Consider the following 16972-nt stretch of genomic DNA (forward strand, 5'->3'; position numbering starts at 1 on the left):
AGATATGAAGAAAGTACTATATACAATGATGTTGATAGGGTTGGCATGCATGATAGCTAACCCCGTGTTTGCACAATACGAGAAATGGGGCGGCGTGTATTATGCCTATCCCATCGAAACGGGTACAGATAAGCCTCAGTTACAGTCGGCCCCTGCTGGTTACGAGCCGTTCTACATTTCGCATTATGGCAGGCATGGTTCACGCTGGCTTACCAACGATGCACGTTACTCCTGGGTGAACGAGCATTTTGCCGACACCAAGAACCTGACAAAGTTAGGTAAGGATGTGCGTAAGCGACTGGAGAAAATATGGAAGAACGCCAAAGGCAACGGCGGACAGCTTACAGCACTTGGTGCCCGACAGCATCGTGGCATAGCCCGCAGAATGTACCAGAACTTCCCCCAACTGTTTACTAACGATGCCCACTTAACGGCACATAGCAGTACCGTAAACAGATGCAAGGTGAGCATGGAGAATTTTGTGGATGAACTAAAACTATTATCCAACACCCAACACCTTACACCTATCACCCGCGAAGAAGATATGGCATGGATAGCCTATACCTCGCCAGAGGAAAAAGCGTTAGAGAACAGCACCAACGTGCCACTCACCATCTCGCCCGACAGATTTATCAAAGCCCTGTTCATAGATGCCTCGAAAATAAAAGAGCCAGCCAAGTTGCTGATGGAGATACACACCATCGCATCGGATATGCAGGATGTTGAGCTGAACGTATCGCTCTACGATATCTTTACAGCCGAAGAATTTCAGGCTGTTTACGAGAAGAACAATAAGAGCATGACGATTGTTCATGGCGACGTGATTGAGAACAATGGCATAGCTGCCCGCAGCGCCATCTCGCTTTGGCAACGTATCGAGGCCGATGCTGATGCAGCCATCGCCCGTGGCGGCGTGGGTGCCGACTTGCGATTCGGACACGACTCAAACCTGTACCGTCTGCTTTCTTTGATGGGCATTAAGCTCAGAGGCGAGCATTATAACTACATGGACGAGATTCTGCCCATGGCGGCTAACCTGCAGATGATATTCTACAAGAATGCACAGGGCGACGTGCAGGTGCAACTGCTGCATAACGAGCACTCGATAGGCTTTATGAGCTGGCAGGCGCTGAAGCAACAGGTAGCCGACCGCCTGCACCACTTTGAGCATCTGCGCCAGCTATGTGCCTTAAACACCATGGTGGGCACAGCGCCTGCCAACACTAAGACTGCAGGATTGTTTGGCAAAGGATCGGAAGAGCACGGGCAAACACTGCCAGCAGTACTCGTACCCAACGGACAGAACTTCTGGACACCCCAGACCCGCGATACTGAGCAGAAGTGCATTGCACCTTATTATTATACCGACTCGCTGTTCCAGGGCATTCGCAACAGTCATTGGATAGTAGGTGGTTGCACACAGGATTATGGATCGTTTACTTTGGCCGTTCTCAGCGGTCAACTTCGTTTAAAGCCCGAACAACGCGCCACCCCATTCTCGCATCAGCAAGAGATATCGCATCCCCATTACTATGCCGTACGTCTGCCCAAGGAACATCTGAAGATAGAGATGACAGGTAGCAGCCATGCAGCCATCTTCCGCATCACACCTGAGCAGGACGGACCAGTACACATCGTACTGAATCATAATAGCGACGAGAAGGTGGGCTATCTGCAGATTGACCCGCAGACGAAGACTATCTATGGCCGCAACCCTGTGCATCGTATTTATCAAGGTTGGGGCGAGCAGGCTGCCTTCGATGGGCACTATCTGCTAAAGGCTTACGATGAAATAAAGGACTGTGGTGTAGATAGCCTTTGCGCCTGGTTTACCTTCGAGGGTAAAGCCTATCAGCCCATCATCCTGAAGGCCGCCACCTCGTTTACCAACCAACAAGGCGCCGAGAAAAACTTCGCTACAGAAGTAGAAGCTTTCGACTTTGAAACCATAATGGCTCAAACAGCCCATCAATGGATCGACCGCTTGCATACCATCGATGTAGAGGATAGCAACACAGCACGCATCAATCAGTTTTATGGTGCCCTCTATCGCTGCTCGTTCCTCCCCCGCGAGATGAGCGATGTGGATGGCGCTTATCCCAAGTTTGCTGATGGTAGCATCCAACACCCATCACCTGCCACCCATCACCCAACCTATTACGGCGACTTCTCGATGTGGGACACCTATCGTGCCCTGCACCCGCTCTATACGCTGATAGCACCCGATAAGGCTGCAGACATGATGCAATCGTTGGTAACCATGTATACCGAAGGCGGTTGGCTACCCATCTTCCCCTGCTGGAACTCATATACTGCCGCTATGATTGGCGACCATTGTAGCGCTGTGCTGGCCGATGCCTATATCAAAGGTATCAGGAACTTCGACTACGAAAAAGCCTACGAGGCCATGCGTAAGAATGCGTTTGAAACACCTGCCAACTTCAACGACTACAAGAACGGCATGGGTCGCAGAGCCCTCACCTCGTACCTGAAATACGGATATATCCCCTTGGAGGATGGTGTGAAAGAGGCTTTCCACCAGGATGAGCAGACCTCACGAACCCTTGAATATGCGTTCGACGATTTTGCTGTAGCCCAGTTGGCTAAGGCTTTGGGTAAGGAGCAGGATTACAAGGAACTGATGCGTCGCTCAGAAAACTGGCGCAACGTGATCAATCCCAAGACAGGCTATTGCGACGGTCGCCATCAGAACGGAAAGTTTGAGAACAACACCGACTTTATCCATCGCAAGTCGTACATTACCGAGGGGGCAACCTGTCACTATACCTGGTATGTACCACAGAATGTAGAAGGCCTCATCGATGTGCTTGGTGGCAAGGAGAAGTTCGAGGCCAAGCTCGACTCACTCTTCTCAGAAGGTCGCTACTGGCACGGCAACGAGCCTTGTCATCAGATAGCCTGGCTTTACGACTTTATCGACAAGCGCGAAAAGACCATCGAGCGTGTAGCCCATATCCTTGATACAGAGTATAACGATACCCCAGGCGGCTTGTCGGGTAACGACGATGCTGGTCAGATGTCGGCTTGGTATGTGTTTGGTTCTATCGGATTCTATCCTGTTTGTCCGGCAACCGATCGTTATATGTTAGCCGCCCCCAGATTCCAGAAGGTAACACTGAACATGGAAAAAGGCAGGAAGTTTACGATAACGCCAAACTCCCTGCCCCTTAATCGGAACTATATTACTCAGGACGAGATTAAATATTAGGCTCGTCCCAGATCTTTGTCTGTGTGCAAGCAGTACCTACGGTCTGGTTGCCAACCTTCAGGATAAAGTCGCCCTCCTCAAGGGTCCACTTACCATCGGTGCCTACAAAGGCTAAGTTCTTGGCAGGCAACTGGAAGGTAACAGTCTTTACCTCGCCTGGCTGCAACTCAATCTTAGTAAAGTCGCGCAGACGCTTGTTGTCAGGTACGATAGATGCAACCAGATCGCTGCTGTAAAGCAGAACAGCCTCCTTACCAGCCTTGGCGCCAGTGTTCTTTACATCTACGCTTACTGTCAGCACATCAGCGGCAGTAAACTGCTTCTTGTCAACCTTCAGGTTGCTGTACTCGTAGGTGGTGTAGCTGATGCCATAGCCGAAGGGCCACTGCAAACTTACCTTTGCATCGTAGTTGTAAGCGCCAGCCATGGTGCCCACCTCTTCTGATACCTTATAATCATAGGTGTTCAGCGAGTTAATCTCGCGAGGATAGGTGTAAGGCATCTTTGCCGAGAAGTTAGCATCGCCAGCCAACAGGTTAGCCAGCGCGTCGCCACCGTAGTTACCAGGAATCAGGATATCTACCACAGCCTTAGCCAATGGCTCGATATCAGCAATCAGACGAGGACGACCCTCGTTCAGCACCATGACGATGGGCTTGCCAGTCTTGGCGAGTGCCTTTACCAGGTTGCGCTGATTTGCCGACAGCCACAGGTCGTTCAGGTTACCAGGTGTCTCGGTATATGAGTTCTCACCGATACAAGCGATAATCACATCGGCCTTGTCGGCAGCGGCTACAGCCTTGTCAATCTGTGGCTCGTTCTCATCATAGTAAGCTCCATTCTCATTATAGGTCACACCCTGCTCCAGGATGATGTTCTCCTTACCATACTTATTACACAGAGCCTCGTAGATGGTGTTGTACTTCTCTGAGAGTTCCTCTGCCTTCGAACCCTGCCAGGTGTAGCTCCAACCACCATGCAGACAACGCATCTGGTTGGCGTTAGGACCAGTCAACAGAATCTTCTTACCCTTTGCCAGAGGCAGAATATTGCCCTCGTTCTTCAGCAGCACCTCGCTCTCCTCAGCAGCCTTCAACGAAGCGGCTGCAAACTCAGCACTACCAAACTTCTCAAAGCCCTTTCCACCTGTGTTTGGCTTCTCGAAGAGGCCCAGACGATACTTGGCACGCAGGATACGGCGAACAGCGTCATCAATACGACTCATCTTCACCTTACCCTCCTGTACCAGCTCCTTCAGCAGGATACAGAACTCAACGCTATAGGGATCCATCGACATATCGATACCAGCATTGATAGCAATGCGGATGGCATCTTTCTTATCCTTAGCTACATGCTCACGAGAGAACAGATTGTTGATATCAGCCCAGTCGGTAACCAGGAATCCATCCCACTGCAGGTCTTCCTTCAGCCACTTGGTCAGATACTCATAGCTGGCATGAACAGGCACGCCGTTGACTGAAGCCGAGTTAACCATCATGGTGAGTGTACCAGCCAAAGCAGCTGCCTTGAATGGCTCAAAATACTTCTCGCGAATCATCTGTGGCGAGAGGTAGGCTGGAGTACGATCCTTTCCAGTCCAGGGGGCACCATAGGCAAAGTAGTGTTTGGTGCTGGTACCTACGTGATACTGGTCGATGTGGTTATTATCATCGCCCTGATAACCCTTAATCTCAGCAGTAACCATCTTTGAGTTTACGATAGCATCTTCGCCAAAGCTCTCATATACACGAGGCCAACGTGGGTCACGACTCAGGTCAACCACTGGGTTATACACCCAAGGACAGTTAGCTGCACGACTCTCGTAAGCTGTAATCTCAGCACCTCTGCGAGCCAGTTCGGTATTGAACGATGCACCTAAGTTGATGGGCTGTGGGAAGAGTGTTCCACCCTGAGTATAGGTTACGCCGTGGTTGTGATCCAGACCATAGATATCAGGAATACCCAGATACTTCATCGACTTTTTCTGAATCAGCTGAATCCACTGCTGCCACTGGGCTACTGTTGGAGCCTTCGTGCCTGGTGCATTCAGAATAGATCCCACCTTCCACTTAGAGATAAGTGTATCGAGCATCTGCTCGTTCAGTTTCCAAACACGCTTGGTATCACCCTGATAGATATCTACTGGGAATCCACCCAACTTGTCGATAATCTGCTGGTCGGTCATCTTCAGCAGATCCTTGATTTCTGCTTCCGATCTGCCATACTGCTGCATCACTGAACGAACCTTTTCACGATCCACCTTGGCATTCTCTACAGTCATCTTGCCAATAATGTCGAGGTTAAGTTCCAGCATCTGACCGATCTTCTCGTCGAGTGTCATCTTAGCCAGAGTCTTCTCAATCTTCGCCTCCAGCACCGCATCACGGGGGATGGCAGGCTTCTGTGCTTGCATCATGGTTGCAGCACAAATCATTGTAATCGATAAAATTGTTTTCTTCATAAATTGTGTTGAGTTAATGAATTCTGCCTGCAAAGATAGTAAAAACATTTTAATATCCATCCCTTTTTGCCATTTTTAAGACACCTTTATAGCGTTTCGCTCATTTTATTAATCCATATCAGTTGCTGTTGCTCATGCGCTGCTGCTCGGCTTTACCAGCACCAGTTCCCTTATACTTACTCTTCTGAGCATTGAAAGTGTAACGGATAGAGATGTCAAGACGATGGCTACGGCTTCGTGTTTTCTGCACACCGTAGAAGAAACCACAGTCCTGTGCTACATCCTGTACGCTACGTTGGAACACATCGCTGATGCTGGCACGCAAGCACAAAGCATCATTTTTCAGCCAGCACTTCTGTACCACAAAACTGACATTATACGAAGGTGAGAGCATACGGAAGTTCAGCACGTCACCTTTGGTCTGGATGTTTGTATTGGCCTCCAACTGCCAGCTGTGCTTAAAGCGGAAGGTGTTGTAGATGTCGAAGAAGAAGATGGGCTTAGTAAAGGTCACATCCGTCTTGCCTGTGGCGCTACGAGGATCGTCGAACGTCATCGTGTTCCAGAACTTCTGCCCGCCGATAGTCCAGCTTGGGCTATATACGCCCCATGTGGGATTGGCCGACAGGAAGATGGCCAAATTGCGAACGGGGTCAAGCAGATTGGCCTGCTTCAGTAGCATGATACCTTCGTTGTTATAAGCCATTGGCACCTGAGTGATGGTGTTGTCGCGACGCTCGTAGGCAGCAAACAGGTTGATCCACTTCCATCTGGCATTGATGCTCACCTCCTGCATCGTAGCATTCTTCAGTTTCGAGTCGCCCTGTTGCAGGGTAAACGAATTCAGATAATAAATATGGTCGCTCAGTGCACTATAGTTCGGGCGAACGGTTTTCATAGTATAGCTCAGCGAAGTCTGGATAGCACCAAACTGCTTTGCCCAGGTGATATTGGGGAAGAACTCATCCTGATAGCGCGTCATATTATTATTGGCATCCAGATTGTCCATATAGTCAAAACCCACATGCTCATAACGCAGTCCGGCGCTTACGGTACCATATTTATCCAGGTTGGCATTGTAAGCCACAAAAGCAGCCACATTGTTTTCTTTTACATCCGTATCAGTAGAAGGGAGAGGGTAATTTGTGATAGCCGAACTGCTCTGTCGCTTCACGAAACTCATCTCCGTTCCCGCCTGCAACTGCCCCTTCCACACAGGATAGCTCAGCACCAGTTTAGCAGCCCAGAGGCGTGACCATGTATGCGAGTTCTGCTGCATGGTTTGGGCTTCAGGCAAATACACATCTATCTGGTTGTCGGTAGTTTCCTTAGCTGTTGTAAAATCTACATTCAAGTCGATGTTCAGTTTGCCCACCAGACCGTTATAATAGGCATTGCTCTGCCAGTTATATGGATAATGGGTATGATCATCCTGATGCGAAAGGTCGCGACCAGTAAGATTGTTCTCTGTATTCACCCACATATCATTATGCGTTTTAAACTGGTTGTGGCGCTCCACTCTGACGCCCAACGAGTGCTTGTCGTTAATCTGCCAGTTGAATCCGAAATTATAATTCAAGCCCTGTCCCTGCCAGTCATTGCGAATGTAGCTATCTTGAAGAATATTCCTAATACCTTCATCAGTCTTAAGGAAGGTAGATTGCGTAATACGCAGATCGTTAGGACTATCCCATTTCCAATAGTTAACCATACCAAACAGGTCCAGATTGTTGTGACGATAACGCAGGTTTAGCGTGCCACTGGGATCGCTGAAGCCGAACGTCAGGTTCTGATTGTTGGCAGCCATCAGGTCGAAACCAAAACCAGCTCCCTCCCGGCGAATAGTCTTGATACGTACTACAGCCGAAATGGTGGCATCGTACTGCGCACCAGGATTAGTAATCACCTCTACGCTCTGTATCTCTTCTGAACGCAGTCGTTTCAGTTCATCCTTATCCTGCATCTTTCTGCCGTTAATATAAAAGATAGGTGTACCCTTTCCCAGCACCTCCAAGTCTTCACCTTTCAGCGTCATACCTGGTACCTTGGCCAGCATTTCCTGAGCAGTACCCGACTTGCCCAAGACAGTACCCTGAATGGTGGTAATCATCGAGTTGCCTGTCAGTTTGGTTTTAGGCATTTGGCCCTTCACCACTATCTCACTGAGCATCGCCTGATCTTCCTCCATCTGGATGGTACCGATTTCCATTCCCTTTACGTCAACATACTTGGTACGATATCCGATATACGAGAATCGTAGAATGCAACAGACTTCAGAGACTTTAATCTGGAAGAAACCATCCACATCGCTCGTTGCACCTTGTATATAAGTAGAGTCGGCTGTAAGCAGTGCCACACTCACAAATGGCAAAGGTTCACCATGCGCGTCAATTACTCGTCCGCCTACATCCTCGGTCATAGCCTCGGCTGATAAACACATCATCATTGCAGCTATCAAAGCTACCATTTTCAAACTAATTTTTTTCATTTTTCTGTTCATTTAATGTTTTGCCTGTTTGACGTCACACCCGCATTAAAAAGTTGCAATCCTCCCCTATTTTGGGACGAATTGCAACTTTTTGTGACGAATAACAGGGATAACAGCATGGAAATGCAACAGAGAGTACGACAATTTTTAAAAATGTGAGAATTTGTTTGTTTTTTTACTCACTTCTTTGTATCTTTGCGGCTTGTATGAAACAAGGACGCAAAGAAACGATAACAACGAGAATTATCAGCACTACGTTTACAGTAGTGGCACTGGCAGTGTTCAAGCCTTTCTGGATGTCGGATTGGCAATGGCAGGGATATGCACATCTGATAGTGTTGGGAGTGATTGGCTTCTTCATCTGCATGATGACGGACATCATCCTGAAATATGTTGTCAAGATGCCGAGGTCATTCAAGAAAGGCGCCGAATACATCATCCGCCGCAACCTCAGATTTCAACTTATCAATACACCGCTCGTGGCATTGAGCATCTGCCTCTATCGCCATTTCGTGCTGAACGAACATGATGCAGGCAACCAGCTTTCAGTTGTCAATTTCCTTGAAACCCTTGCCATCATTGCCTTCTGCTCGTTCGCCATCGGACTCTATTGGCGCTTCAAGTACCGTAGCAAATATTTAGCGATAGAACTGGAAGATACGCGGCTGCTGAACGAGGAATTGAAGAAGATGCAGGAGCCCGAACAATCATTGCCGAACGAAGCAGAACACTCCGTTGAGAATTCTCAACCGCAAGAGCTCACACTCACTGGTACCACTAACGAATCGGTGACGTTACAGATTTCCGACCTATTATATATAGAGGCTGTGGGCAATTACGTCAGGGTCAGTCATCTGCGCAACAATCAGGTACATACCGACATGCTTCGCGCCACGATGAAACTCATGGAGGAAACGCTTGAGTCCTATCCAATGATAGTCCGTTGCCACCGCGCTTTCATGGTCAACTTAGGTCAGGTAGAGCAGATTATCTCACATTCTGGCACTACCCAGCTGCTCATCAAGCACTGTCACGAATCACTCCCCGTTTCGCGCAGCAATATGGCACAAGTTAGAGCTGCGATACAGATAGCCCAGCCTCTCTAATGTCTTGACAGCATCAGGCACGATGCGAGAAGCCTGGGAATTATCGTAAGTGCTTCCCGGATGGAAGGGATTGGGAATGTCGGAACGGCCACGTAACCCATGGTCGATCATATACTGCAGTGAAAGGTCGGAACGGTTGGTAAAACATCCGTCAGCAGTCACAACCTCATCCATGTCAGTTTTCTCCAAAGCCCCTCTAACGGACCGCGAGGATGGTTGGAGAACCAATATCTGGCAAAGAGATACTGACAAACAACCATGCCACATCCTACCATCACAGCATAGGTAACACCTAAATGGCGATAGCAAGCCAGACCATAGCCGCAGAAGATAGCACAGCCGATGATGGACTGGAGCAGATAGTTGGTAAGACTCATACGTCCGAAAATACACAAATGATGCAACACCTTGCGCACGCCCTCAGAAGCATACCATGCCGAAACGATGGCCGACACAATCATCATCAATATCATCAGATTGTAGATCGGGTTAAGCCACGAGGCTATCTCGCTAAAATCCACAATACTCAGCACAACCACTACCAACGCCGATCGCCATAACAGCTGATGCCATATCTGCAAATTGCGCCCTTCGTTATAAAACATGCGCTGGCGGCCCAGCTGCATACCCAAAATAAACAGGCACAGCAACTGCGTCAGGCGTCCGCTGAAGATATTGAAGCGGAAATTTACCTCAAATCCATATCGCAGGTTGGTAAGGGTATTCTCCCAGAATGTACCATGCTCATGGGCACTGTTGATCTTGCTGTACACTTCCCACAAGGTGCTGTGGTCGATGGTGGTGCCAGTCAGCAGGCAGAATAGTTCTACAGGCTGGATGGCTAATAAGGCAATTATACACCACACCCACTTCGACGGCAGATAACTGATTGGGATGAGCAGCAGACCATAACAGGCATAAAGCATCAGGATGTCGCCATCGTAGAAAGCCACATTGACTATGCCGAAGAGGAACAACAGGCACATGCGCCAAGCAAAGCGCCCAGAGAAATTATTGCCTTTCTTCTGCTGATTATCGTTCATGATGAAGAAACTCAAGCCGAAGAGCATGGCGAAGATACCGTACATTTTACCAGACAGCAGCCAAGCCAGTACATCGGCCACCATCTGGTCAGTCGCCAGCGTATGGGTTATCGGCTCCTGCGTAAAGATATTAAAGTGTTCCACCGAGTGATACAGGATAATGCCGGCTACAGCGATGCCTCTCAGAGCATCAGCCACATCGATTCGAGTGTTTGCCAGATGACGAGATTGATACATAGTCTTTACTTTTATAATTCCATTTCAAATTCTTTCCATTCATCACCGTCGATCAAATAGGAACCGTCGCCTATGATGCGGAAGCCTACCGATTTGTAGCATTCTACGGCAGAAATATTCTCGCAAAACACACCGAGCGTAATCTGCTTAGCGCCGAGTTTCTCCCTTGCATATTCGATAGCCTGTCGTAACAACTGCTTACCATATCCATAGCCTCGCTTCGTATTATCTACAATCACAAAGCCGAAACGGATGATGCTTTTATCCTCAGAAGGACGTCGTAACAGAATATGGCCGATAATCGTATCACCCACTACTGCCGTCAGTGGATACATGTTGTCGCCATTGTATTGCGCCATCATCTCCTCAGGCTTGGCAGGATAATCCTTATACCTGTCGGCACTCCAAAGTCGGAAGGCATGCTTATCCTTACACCAATTCAGAATTGTTGCTGCATCATCAGACAGAAATGGTCGAAGAGTCATATCTAATGATGATTTTTTGGCACGACAGTTTGCGTGCTTCGGGGGTGTCATGAAATCTTGCATTTTCTTTCTTTTTAATGTTTTGACGCTACAAAATTACGAATTGTTGCCGAGACAAACAAACATTAGGGATAAATTACACATATTTGTGATGAGTTACGTTAAAAAACGAACCCTATATTTACGGTGAGGGCGTGATTGCTGATATCCTCAATGATATCCCTGGATAGTGGCAATGGTAAACGGGAATGTGGTTGGTTATGCCTTTTTGCCAGCGAGCGTAAGTGCCCATCTCTGGCGTATCTAATTGTCTAATGTTCTCATCATACAATTTTCTCCATATATACAAATTCTAATTGATCATCAACGCGCCTACGGTCAAACTCTTGATAGCCCATCTTCTGATACAGTCGGATGTTGTCAATGCTACGGGTGCTCGTAAACAGCTCATATCTCTTTTGAGGGTAATACTCCTCTATCCTCCTCAGAAGTTTCGTGCCATAGCCACGATGTCTGTAATCGGGATGAACCATCAGTTTTCCTACATAGACGATTCCTTTCATCTCCCATGCACGAATAGAACCTATAATGAGATTATCTGTATCCACCAACTTCAGGATAATACCTTTGTGGTATTCCTCAATCACCTCATCTAGTGTTTGCTTTAAGGGTGGTATATCTTTGTTGCCAAATAAGGCAGCCTCACTCTGATAAGCAAGGTATTGCAGATTGAGAATCTCCTGCAAATCGTCCATGTTGGCCTTACTGATACTGTCTTTCATCATATTTCTATTAGATCACTCATAGTCTATTTATTTTGCATAAAACATAAGATATTCCTCCAAATGAGCTTTGATATAATCAATGGTATGATGTCCTTCGTTTAAATGATTCTGAACCAGAACGCCACGGACTGCCAATCTTTCTGCCAGTTGCGCACATCCTCGATAAAATCCACCTTCGTCCTCACTTCCTGCGTCAAGATAAATCTCCATAGTTGAAGGCAAAGTACACTTCTGAACCAGGAAAAGCGGATTATTTGCTTTCCATTGCTCACTGGTTCCGAAATAATGCAGGTCGTCATCATCCAATACGTCTTCGATGGCAGGCATGTGACCGCCTACTCGCTCAAATAAATAAGGATGGCGAAAAGCGTAGTTCAAGGCAATGAAGCCTCCAGCCGAAACCCCTCCAATGCAACGTACACTCGTTTTGTATTGTTTCTCTACAATTGGCATCACCTCGTTAAAGAAATAATCTTCGAAAGCACCTAATCCTAGCGCATCTTCCATCCTTGGGCAGACAATTAGCATTGGTTTCATCCTGCCATCTGCAATCATTCTGTCTGCAACGGTTTGTATATCCAAAGCATGAATAATAGACTCGTCGCCACTACGCCCGTGCATAAAATAGAGAACAGGTAATCCCTCGCAAAAATTGGTTGGCATATAAATCGTAACAACCATAGTCTTACCTAGAGTTCGGCTTTGTATTTCTATTGTATCAATTCTTGATTTAATCATCCTCTTCATAATTATTCAATTACAAAACTAGTTAGCGTGCCAGCATTCCTTCAAAAATGCCATTCACGGTCTTGACGAATGCATCTGCAGGGAGCATCGGTGTATCAAGATACGCCTGTGTCTCGTCAGAGATTCTTTCTGTTTCCTTGTACTCTGCACCGGCTTGCTTTACTTTTTTTAAGTAAGGAGCAGTAAAAATCTCGGTATCGGGATTCATGAAGAGCGAACCCTCAGCACAACAGATGTAACTGATATTCTTGCCATACATGTGGCGCATGGCAAACAGAAGTCCATCGAAGTTTCCCCTCATGTTAGGCAGTCCTGCTGTCGAAATCAGTACCGTTTTCTTGGTGCCTTCCTCATAACCATAGTGATGGGCAATGCCATCAGAATCGATATACATCAAAGGCGAGTTAAACGATACTGTTCTATCCATCAGTGCCTTACAATGCGAGGGTACGCCATAGGCATAGAGAGGTATCGACCAGATAACCAGGTCGGCTTGGCGAATTTTCTCCATCACTTCTGTTGCATCGTCCTTCTGCACACACTTGCCTGATGTCTTAAACCAACAGGCATAGCAAGCTCTGCAGGGATTAATATTAAGACCAATGGTAGTTACAAACTCCACTTCCGAAGCCTCTACTTCGAGACCTTCCAGAAATGTTTTGGTAAGTTTAAGCGTTGTGCTGCGCTCCTTATTTGCTGATGCGTTAATGACTAATACTTTCATTATTATATTTTATTTATTATGATTTGACGCTGCAAAGGAACGCATAATTGCTGAGACAGCCAAATATCTGGGATAAACCGCAGTTATTTGTGACGAATGGGAGCGCTAATCGTGAGTTACAGGAGCGCGCATCTATGTAGCACCATGCAATGATGACAATTCTAATCTCAACACTCTGATAGGCCTGTTCTCACCTTGATACTGGTTTTCGTCTATGCAAATCTCGCCTGTGGGAACGAAACCACACTTTTCCATTACTCTACCAGAAGCTGGATTATCTACGAAGTGGCCGCTAATGAGCGATTGGATGTCCGTCGATTCTCGGATGTGGTCTAACATCAGGCGCAGTGCCTCTGTGCAGATGCCCTTATTCCAATAGGGCTTGGCCACCCAATAACCAATGAGCGGTTCACCCTCGCGGGCCGGCAGATCGCACTCGCACGACGGGCCGTACCCCATAGCGCCAATAGGCTCGTCAGTCTCTTTTAGAACGATAGCCCATGTGTGCAGCACGTCATTGAATACGGTGCGGATAATCTCCAGACTCTCCTCCACATTCTGATGAGGTGGCCATCCTGCACGAGGCCCCACATCCGGATTAGAAGCCCATTTATACAGTGTCTCCGCATCCGATTCGCGCCAAGGGCGCAATATGATACGATTTGTTTCCATTGTAATTCTATTCATTTGATATTATCGTTTTCTCTTCCCATGCTTTCAGGAAAGCAAGCTGTTCTGGCGTATGAAACCAATGTTCTCCATCAGGCATGATGGTGACCTGACACTGATGCTGACTGATGAAGTCGTAACCTACTTCCTCGTTGACAATCAGATCCACTTCTGGGCGAAGAATGTATGTGGGCACAACCCAACTTGTAATTGGATTATTAACAACCCACTCGTAATAGTCGTCCTCGCGCTGTGGCATCAGTTCAATAAACCGCTTCATGTCGAGAATTGGAGAAACAAGCAATGCCTGCTCCACTTTCTTGCTCTGGAAAGCCAACAACGTAAACCACGAACCTATACTGTTAGCACGAACAGATACCGATTGCCAATTATCATATAGATAATCACGTATCTCATTCAGCAAAGGCAGTACCTCCCAAGGCTTGCGCTCTACAGGCAGGTCGATACCCAGAACTTGATAACCTTTGGGCACAGCCACCTCTGCAAAGGCCAATGCCTCTTCCTTGCGTCCATGCAACCCATGCACAAACAGGAACACTTTCTCGCTCTTCTCGCCAATAATCAGCACCGGCGTAGAGTCAATATTTAATTCAACAACCTTCATGCTTTGTTGTTCATCATTTACTCAATTACGAAACTACGTGGATAGAAATCGCTGTAGAAACGGCCATCGGTAGCAGTGAACTTCAACACGCAGTAATTAGGATCGGTGACGCCGCCTGGATAGTACTCTGTGTCGCCATCGCGCCAGATCATCTCCTTCGAGGCGGCATCCGTCAGCACCTCCATTGAACCTCTGAGCATCATGCCCTTAAATCCTTTGGCATCGCAGAAGTAGATGCTTGCCTTGGGATTGGCCTTGTATTGAGCCACACGTATTGAGAATGTGTTGGTTGTAAAGTAGAAGGTTTTGATACCCTCACGCTTGCGTGGCTTCAACATGGCCTTGGTCCAAGGGAATCCGTCCTGATCAACCGATGAGATGTAAGCGATGGGCTGTTTGTCGGCCATCTGTGCAATGAGTTCTTTTACGCCTGCCAAAGCGGGGTTAACATTCATCACTTCATCGTTACTAACATCCAACGTTTGGCGCCAGCGCTTCAACTGGGGAAAGTACGATTTCATCATACCGATATATTCCTCTTTTGTAATGGGTTTCTCCAATCCCTCGTTTACTGCGCCAACAAACTGTGCACAATGTTCAATCATCTCTTCCATCGTGCAGTCCTGCAAGAATTTTCCATCCTTGTAGCAGTACATACAGTAATCTTCGTTCTTACTTCCGTCGGCATTCGTGCCGAGGACATCTTCTGTGAGCGGCATTCCGCAACTCTGACAAAATCTTTGTTCTTTATTCATATTCTTATGTTGATTATTGACGCTGCAAAAGTACACATTGTTGCAGATAGCAACAAATTTCTGGGATAAACAGCATCGATTTGTGACCAATGGGGGTTAGCATAACCTAAGCCATTACTCATCATTTTCTCCATCGTTTTAGCATCGGGAAGAAACCTTGCATCATCTGCTTATACTCTTCTTTGGTCATGGGCTTGGGCATGTTCTTGTTTACCTCATCAATAAACTGGGTGCAATGCTCAATCATCTCGTCCATGTTGCAGTCCTGCACAAACTTGCCATCCTTGTAGCAATACTGGCAATAATCAAAATTGGTACTGCCGTCTTCGTTTGTACCGCAATCCTCGATACGCGTCAATGGCATGCCGCAACTCTGGCAGAACTGTGGCAGTTGGCCCTCTTGGAATGCTTTCTCCTTCTGAGAGAAGCTGGCTTCGTAAGCCTCGAAAGCCTCTGGGTTTTCATCGGCTACAAAATAGCCTTTGGGAGGGCAATAGGTTGCCTCGGCGATACCATTGTTCTTAAGCCAACCAGGAATTAGTTCCTGAGCCAGGAAATAAGGCACTTCGGAATCTTTCGGCTCGGCATGATAGTGAATGTTCAGTTTGCTGGCAAGGTCGAAGCCTGCATGTTTGTAAAACTCGATGTTACCCTCCATACAGATAAAGCCGATACCCATGTCGCGAGCCTTATCCAAGGCATATTGCAGCAACTTCTGACCATAGCCCTTGCGCTTGTAGGCAGGATGAATGCTGATGGGGCCGAATGTCCACGAAGCTTTCTTGCTGCCATCATCAAGCACAAGTTCGGCCTTCGAAAACATCACATGACCGATGATCTTTCCATCTGCCTCCATCACAAAATCCAGCTCTGGTATAAAGTCGGGATTGGTTCTATACTGATTGAGCACGTAATGCTCTGTGCATCCAGGACGATATACGTTCCAGAATGCCTCACGCGTCAGGTTCTCTACCTCACGATAGTCTTTTGTATCTTCTAATCTAATAATCATTGTTATATTTGATTTTAATTATTTACAACTTATTGATAGCCTTACGGCACTTTTGTTTGTCTTTCTCGGTCAGCGCGGGATGCATGGCTGTGCCGCCACGCTCGATGGTACTTACGATTTTGAAACCTGCATAGCGGGCTATCTCACGCATGGCACGGATAGCTCCGCGCGACTGTTTGAACAGAATGTTCCAAGGCCATGGCGTAGTGCAGGTGCTGATAAGGATACCCTTCTTACCTTTCATCAGCGGTTCTGGAAAACGATTAGTATCACGCATCATGCCATACACCTGACGGTCGAACATCAGCTTCATCTGTCCAGGGATGTTGCCCCAATAGCAAGGTGCACCCATGATGATCGCATCAGCCTGCTGCATCATCTTCAACACCCGCTGCGAATCATCTTCTGCGAGAACGCATTTCTGCTTCGTGCGACACGCCATACAGCCTTTGCAAGGCTTCACGGTCAGGTCGTTGGTATAGACCATCTCCACCGTATCGCCTCGCGTTTCTGCCTCCTCCTGCATGATGCCTAGCATCTGGGAAATCAGCCCCTTCTTCCGAGGACTGCCATTTATAATCAGAATGTTCATATTCTCTTTTGTAC

Annotated in this window: 14 protein-coding genes and 2 pseudogenes; 2 read left to right on the forward strand and 14 right to left on the reverse strand. The window is 47.4% G+C overall.

What is annotated here, in order from left to right; all coding sequences use genetic code 11:
• Nucleotides 1-4 precede the first annotated feature (4 nt).
• Entirely contained in the window at nt 5-3229 is a 3225-nt protein-coding gene (locus BLR73_RS07105; RefSeq protein ID WP_091860573.1) for a GH92 family glycosyl hydrolase, read from the forward strand.
• Here the strand turns inward: BLR73_RS07105 and BLR73_RS07110 are convergent.
• On the reverse strand, nt 3219-5690 hold the full coding sequence (locus tag BLR73_RS07110; RefSeq protein WP_091860575.1) for a glycoside hydrolase family 3 N-terminal domain-containing protein: 2472 nt from the start codon (nt 5688-5690) through the stop codon (nt 3219-3221). The two genes, BLR73_RS07105 and BLR73_RS07110, sit on opposite strands and share 11 nt — an antisense overlap.
• Before the next feature lie 118 nt (nt 5691-5808).
• Nucleotides 5809-8178 carry an outer membrane beta-barrel family protein gene (locus BLR73_RS07115; RefSeq protein ID WP_176763640.1) on the reverse strand — a complete coding sequence of 790 codons (2370 nt, stop codon included), beginning with the start codon at nt 8176-8178 and terminating at the stop codon, nt 5809-5811.
• Nucleotides 8179-8384: 206 nt separating this feature from the next.
• Here BLR73_RS07115 and BLR73_RS07120 point away from each other — a divergent pair, with 206 nt between their 5' ends.
• Complete coding sequence (locus tag BLR73_RS07120; RefSeq protein ID WP_091860581.1) at nt 8385-9284, forward strand: LytR/AlgR family response regulator transcription factor; 900 nt, start codon at nt 8385-8387, stop codon at nt 9282-9284.
• Between the two features lie 158 nt (nt 9285-9442).
• On the opposite strand, the gene BLR73_RS07125 is transcribed toward BLR73_RS07120, so the two are convergent.
• The 12 genes and pseudogenes from BLR73_RS07125 to BLR73_RS07170 form a co-directional block, all read right to left on the reverse strand.
• Entirely contained in the window at nt 9443-10564 is a 1122-nt protein-coding gene (locus BLR73_RS07125; RefSeq protein WP_091860584.1) for a DUF418 domain-containing protein, read from the reverse strand.
• Between the two features lie 11 nt (nt 10565-10575).
• On the reverse strand, nt 10576-11049 hold the full coding sequence (locus BLR73_RS07130; protein ID WP_176763641.1) for a GNAT family N-acetyltransferase: 474 nt from the start codon (nt 11047-11049) through the stop codon (nt 10576-10578).
• A gap of 323 nt (nt 11050-11372) precedes the next feature.
• Complete coding sequence (locus BLR73_RS07135; RefSeq protein ID WP_028906694.1) at nt 11373-11834, reverse strand: GNAT family N-acetyltransferase; 462 nt, start codon at nt 11832-11834, stop codon at nt 11373-11375.
• A gap of 27 nt (nt 11835-11861) precedes the next feature.
• On the reverse strand, nt 11862-12581 hold the full coding sequence (locus tag BLR73_RS07140) for an alpha/beta hydrolase (RefSeq protein ID WP_091860590.1): 720 nt from the start codon (nt 12579-12581) through the stop codon (nt 11862-11864).
• A gap of 22 nt (nt 12582-12603) precedes the next feature.
• Nucleotides 12604-13305 (reverse strand): flavodoxin family protein, encoded by a 702-nt coding sequence (locus BLR73_RS07145; protein WP_091860592.1) that lies wholly within the window; start codon nt 13303-13305, stop codon nt 12604-12606.
• 132 nt (nt 13306-13437) lie between these two features.
• Nucleotides 13438-13992 carry a GNAT family N-acetyltransferase gene (locus tag BLR73_RS07150; RefSeq protein WP_233456378.1) on the reverse strand — a complete coding sequence of 185 codons (555 nt, stop codon included), beginning with the start codon at nt 13990-13992 and terminating at the stop codon, nt 13438-13440.
• The gene (locus BLR73_RS07155) at nt 13985-14599 is read right to left on the reverse strand and encodes a hypothetical protein (protein ID WP_091860597.1); all 615 of its coding nucleotides are present in this window, start codon (nt 14597-14599) and stop codon (nt 13985-13987) included. Before BLR73_RS07155 ends, BLR73_RS07150 begins: the two co-directional genes overlap by 8 nt.
• Nucleotides 14600-14616: 17 nt before the next feature.
• Complete coding sequence (locus tag BLR73_RS14445; RefSeq protein ID WP_369821143.1) at nt 14617-15054, reverse strand: pyridoxamine 5'-phosphate oxidase family protein; 438 nt, start codon at nt 15052-15054, stop codon at nt 14617-14619.
• Nucleotides 15055-15096: 42 nt separating this feature from the next.
• Nucleotides 15097-15354: pseudogene (locus BLR73_RS14450) on the reverse strand (zinc ribbon domain-containing protein); the annotation flags it as partial.
• Nucleotides 15355-15475: 121 nt separating this feature from the next.
• A complete protein-coding gene (locus BLR73_RS14595; protein ID WP_255397367.1) occupies nt 15476-15745 on the reverse strand; it encodes a zinc ribbon domain-containing protein in 270 nt (89 codons plus the stop codon).
• Nucleotides 15746-15979: 234 nt separating this feature from the next.
• Nucleotides 15980-16366 (reverse strand): annotated as a pseudogene (locus tag BLR73_RS14600) (GNAT family N-acetyltransferase); the annotation flags it as partial.
• 22 nt (nt 16367-16388) lie between these two features.
• Nucleotides 16389-16958: a flavodoxin family protein gene (locus BLR73_RS07170; RefSeq protein ID WP_013063986.1), complete on the reverse strand. Its 570-nt coding sequence runs from the start codon at nt 16956-16958 to the stop codon at nt 16389-16391.
• Nucleotides 16959-16972 lie beyond the last annotated feature (14 nt).

This window comes from Prevotella sp. khp1 (assembly GCF_900102205.1).
In the GTDB taxonomy this organism is placed as follows: Bacteria; Bacteroidota; Bacteroidia; order Bacteroidales; family Bacteroidaceae; genus Prevotella; species Prevotella ruminicola.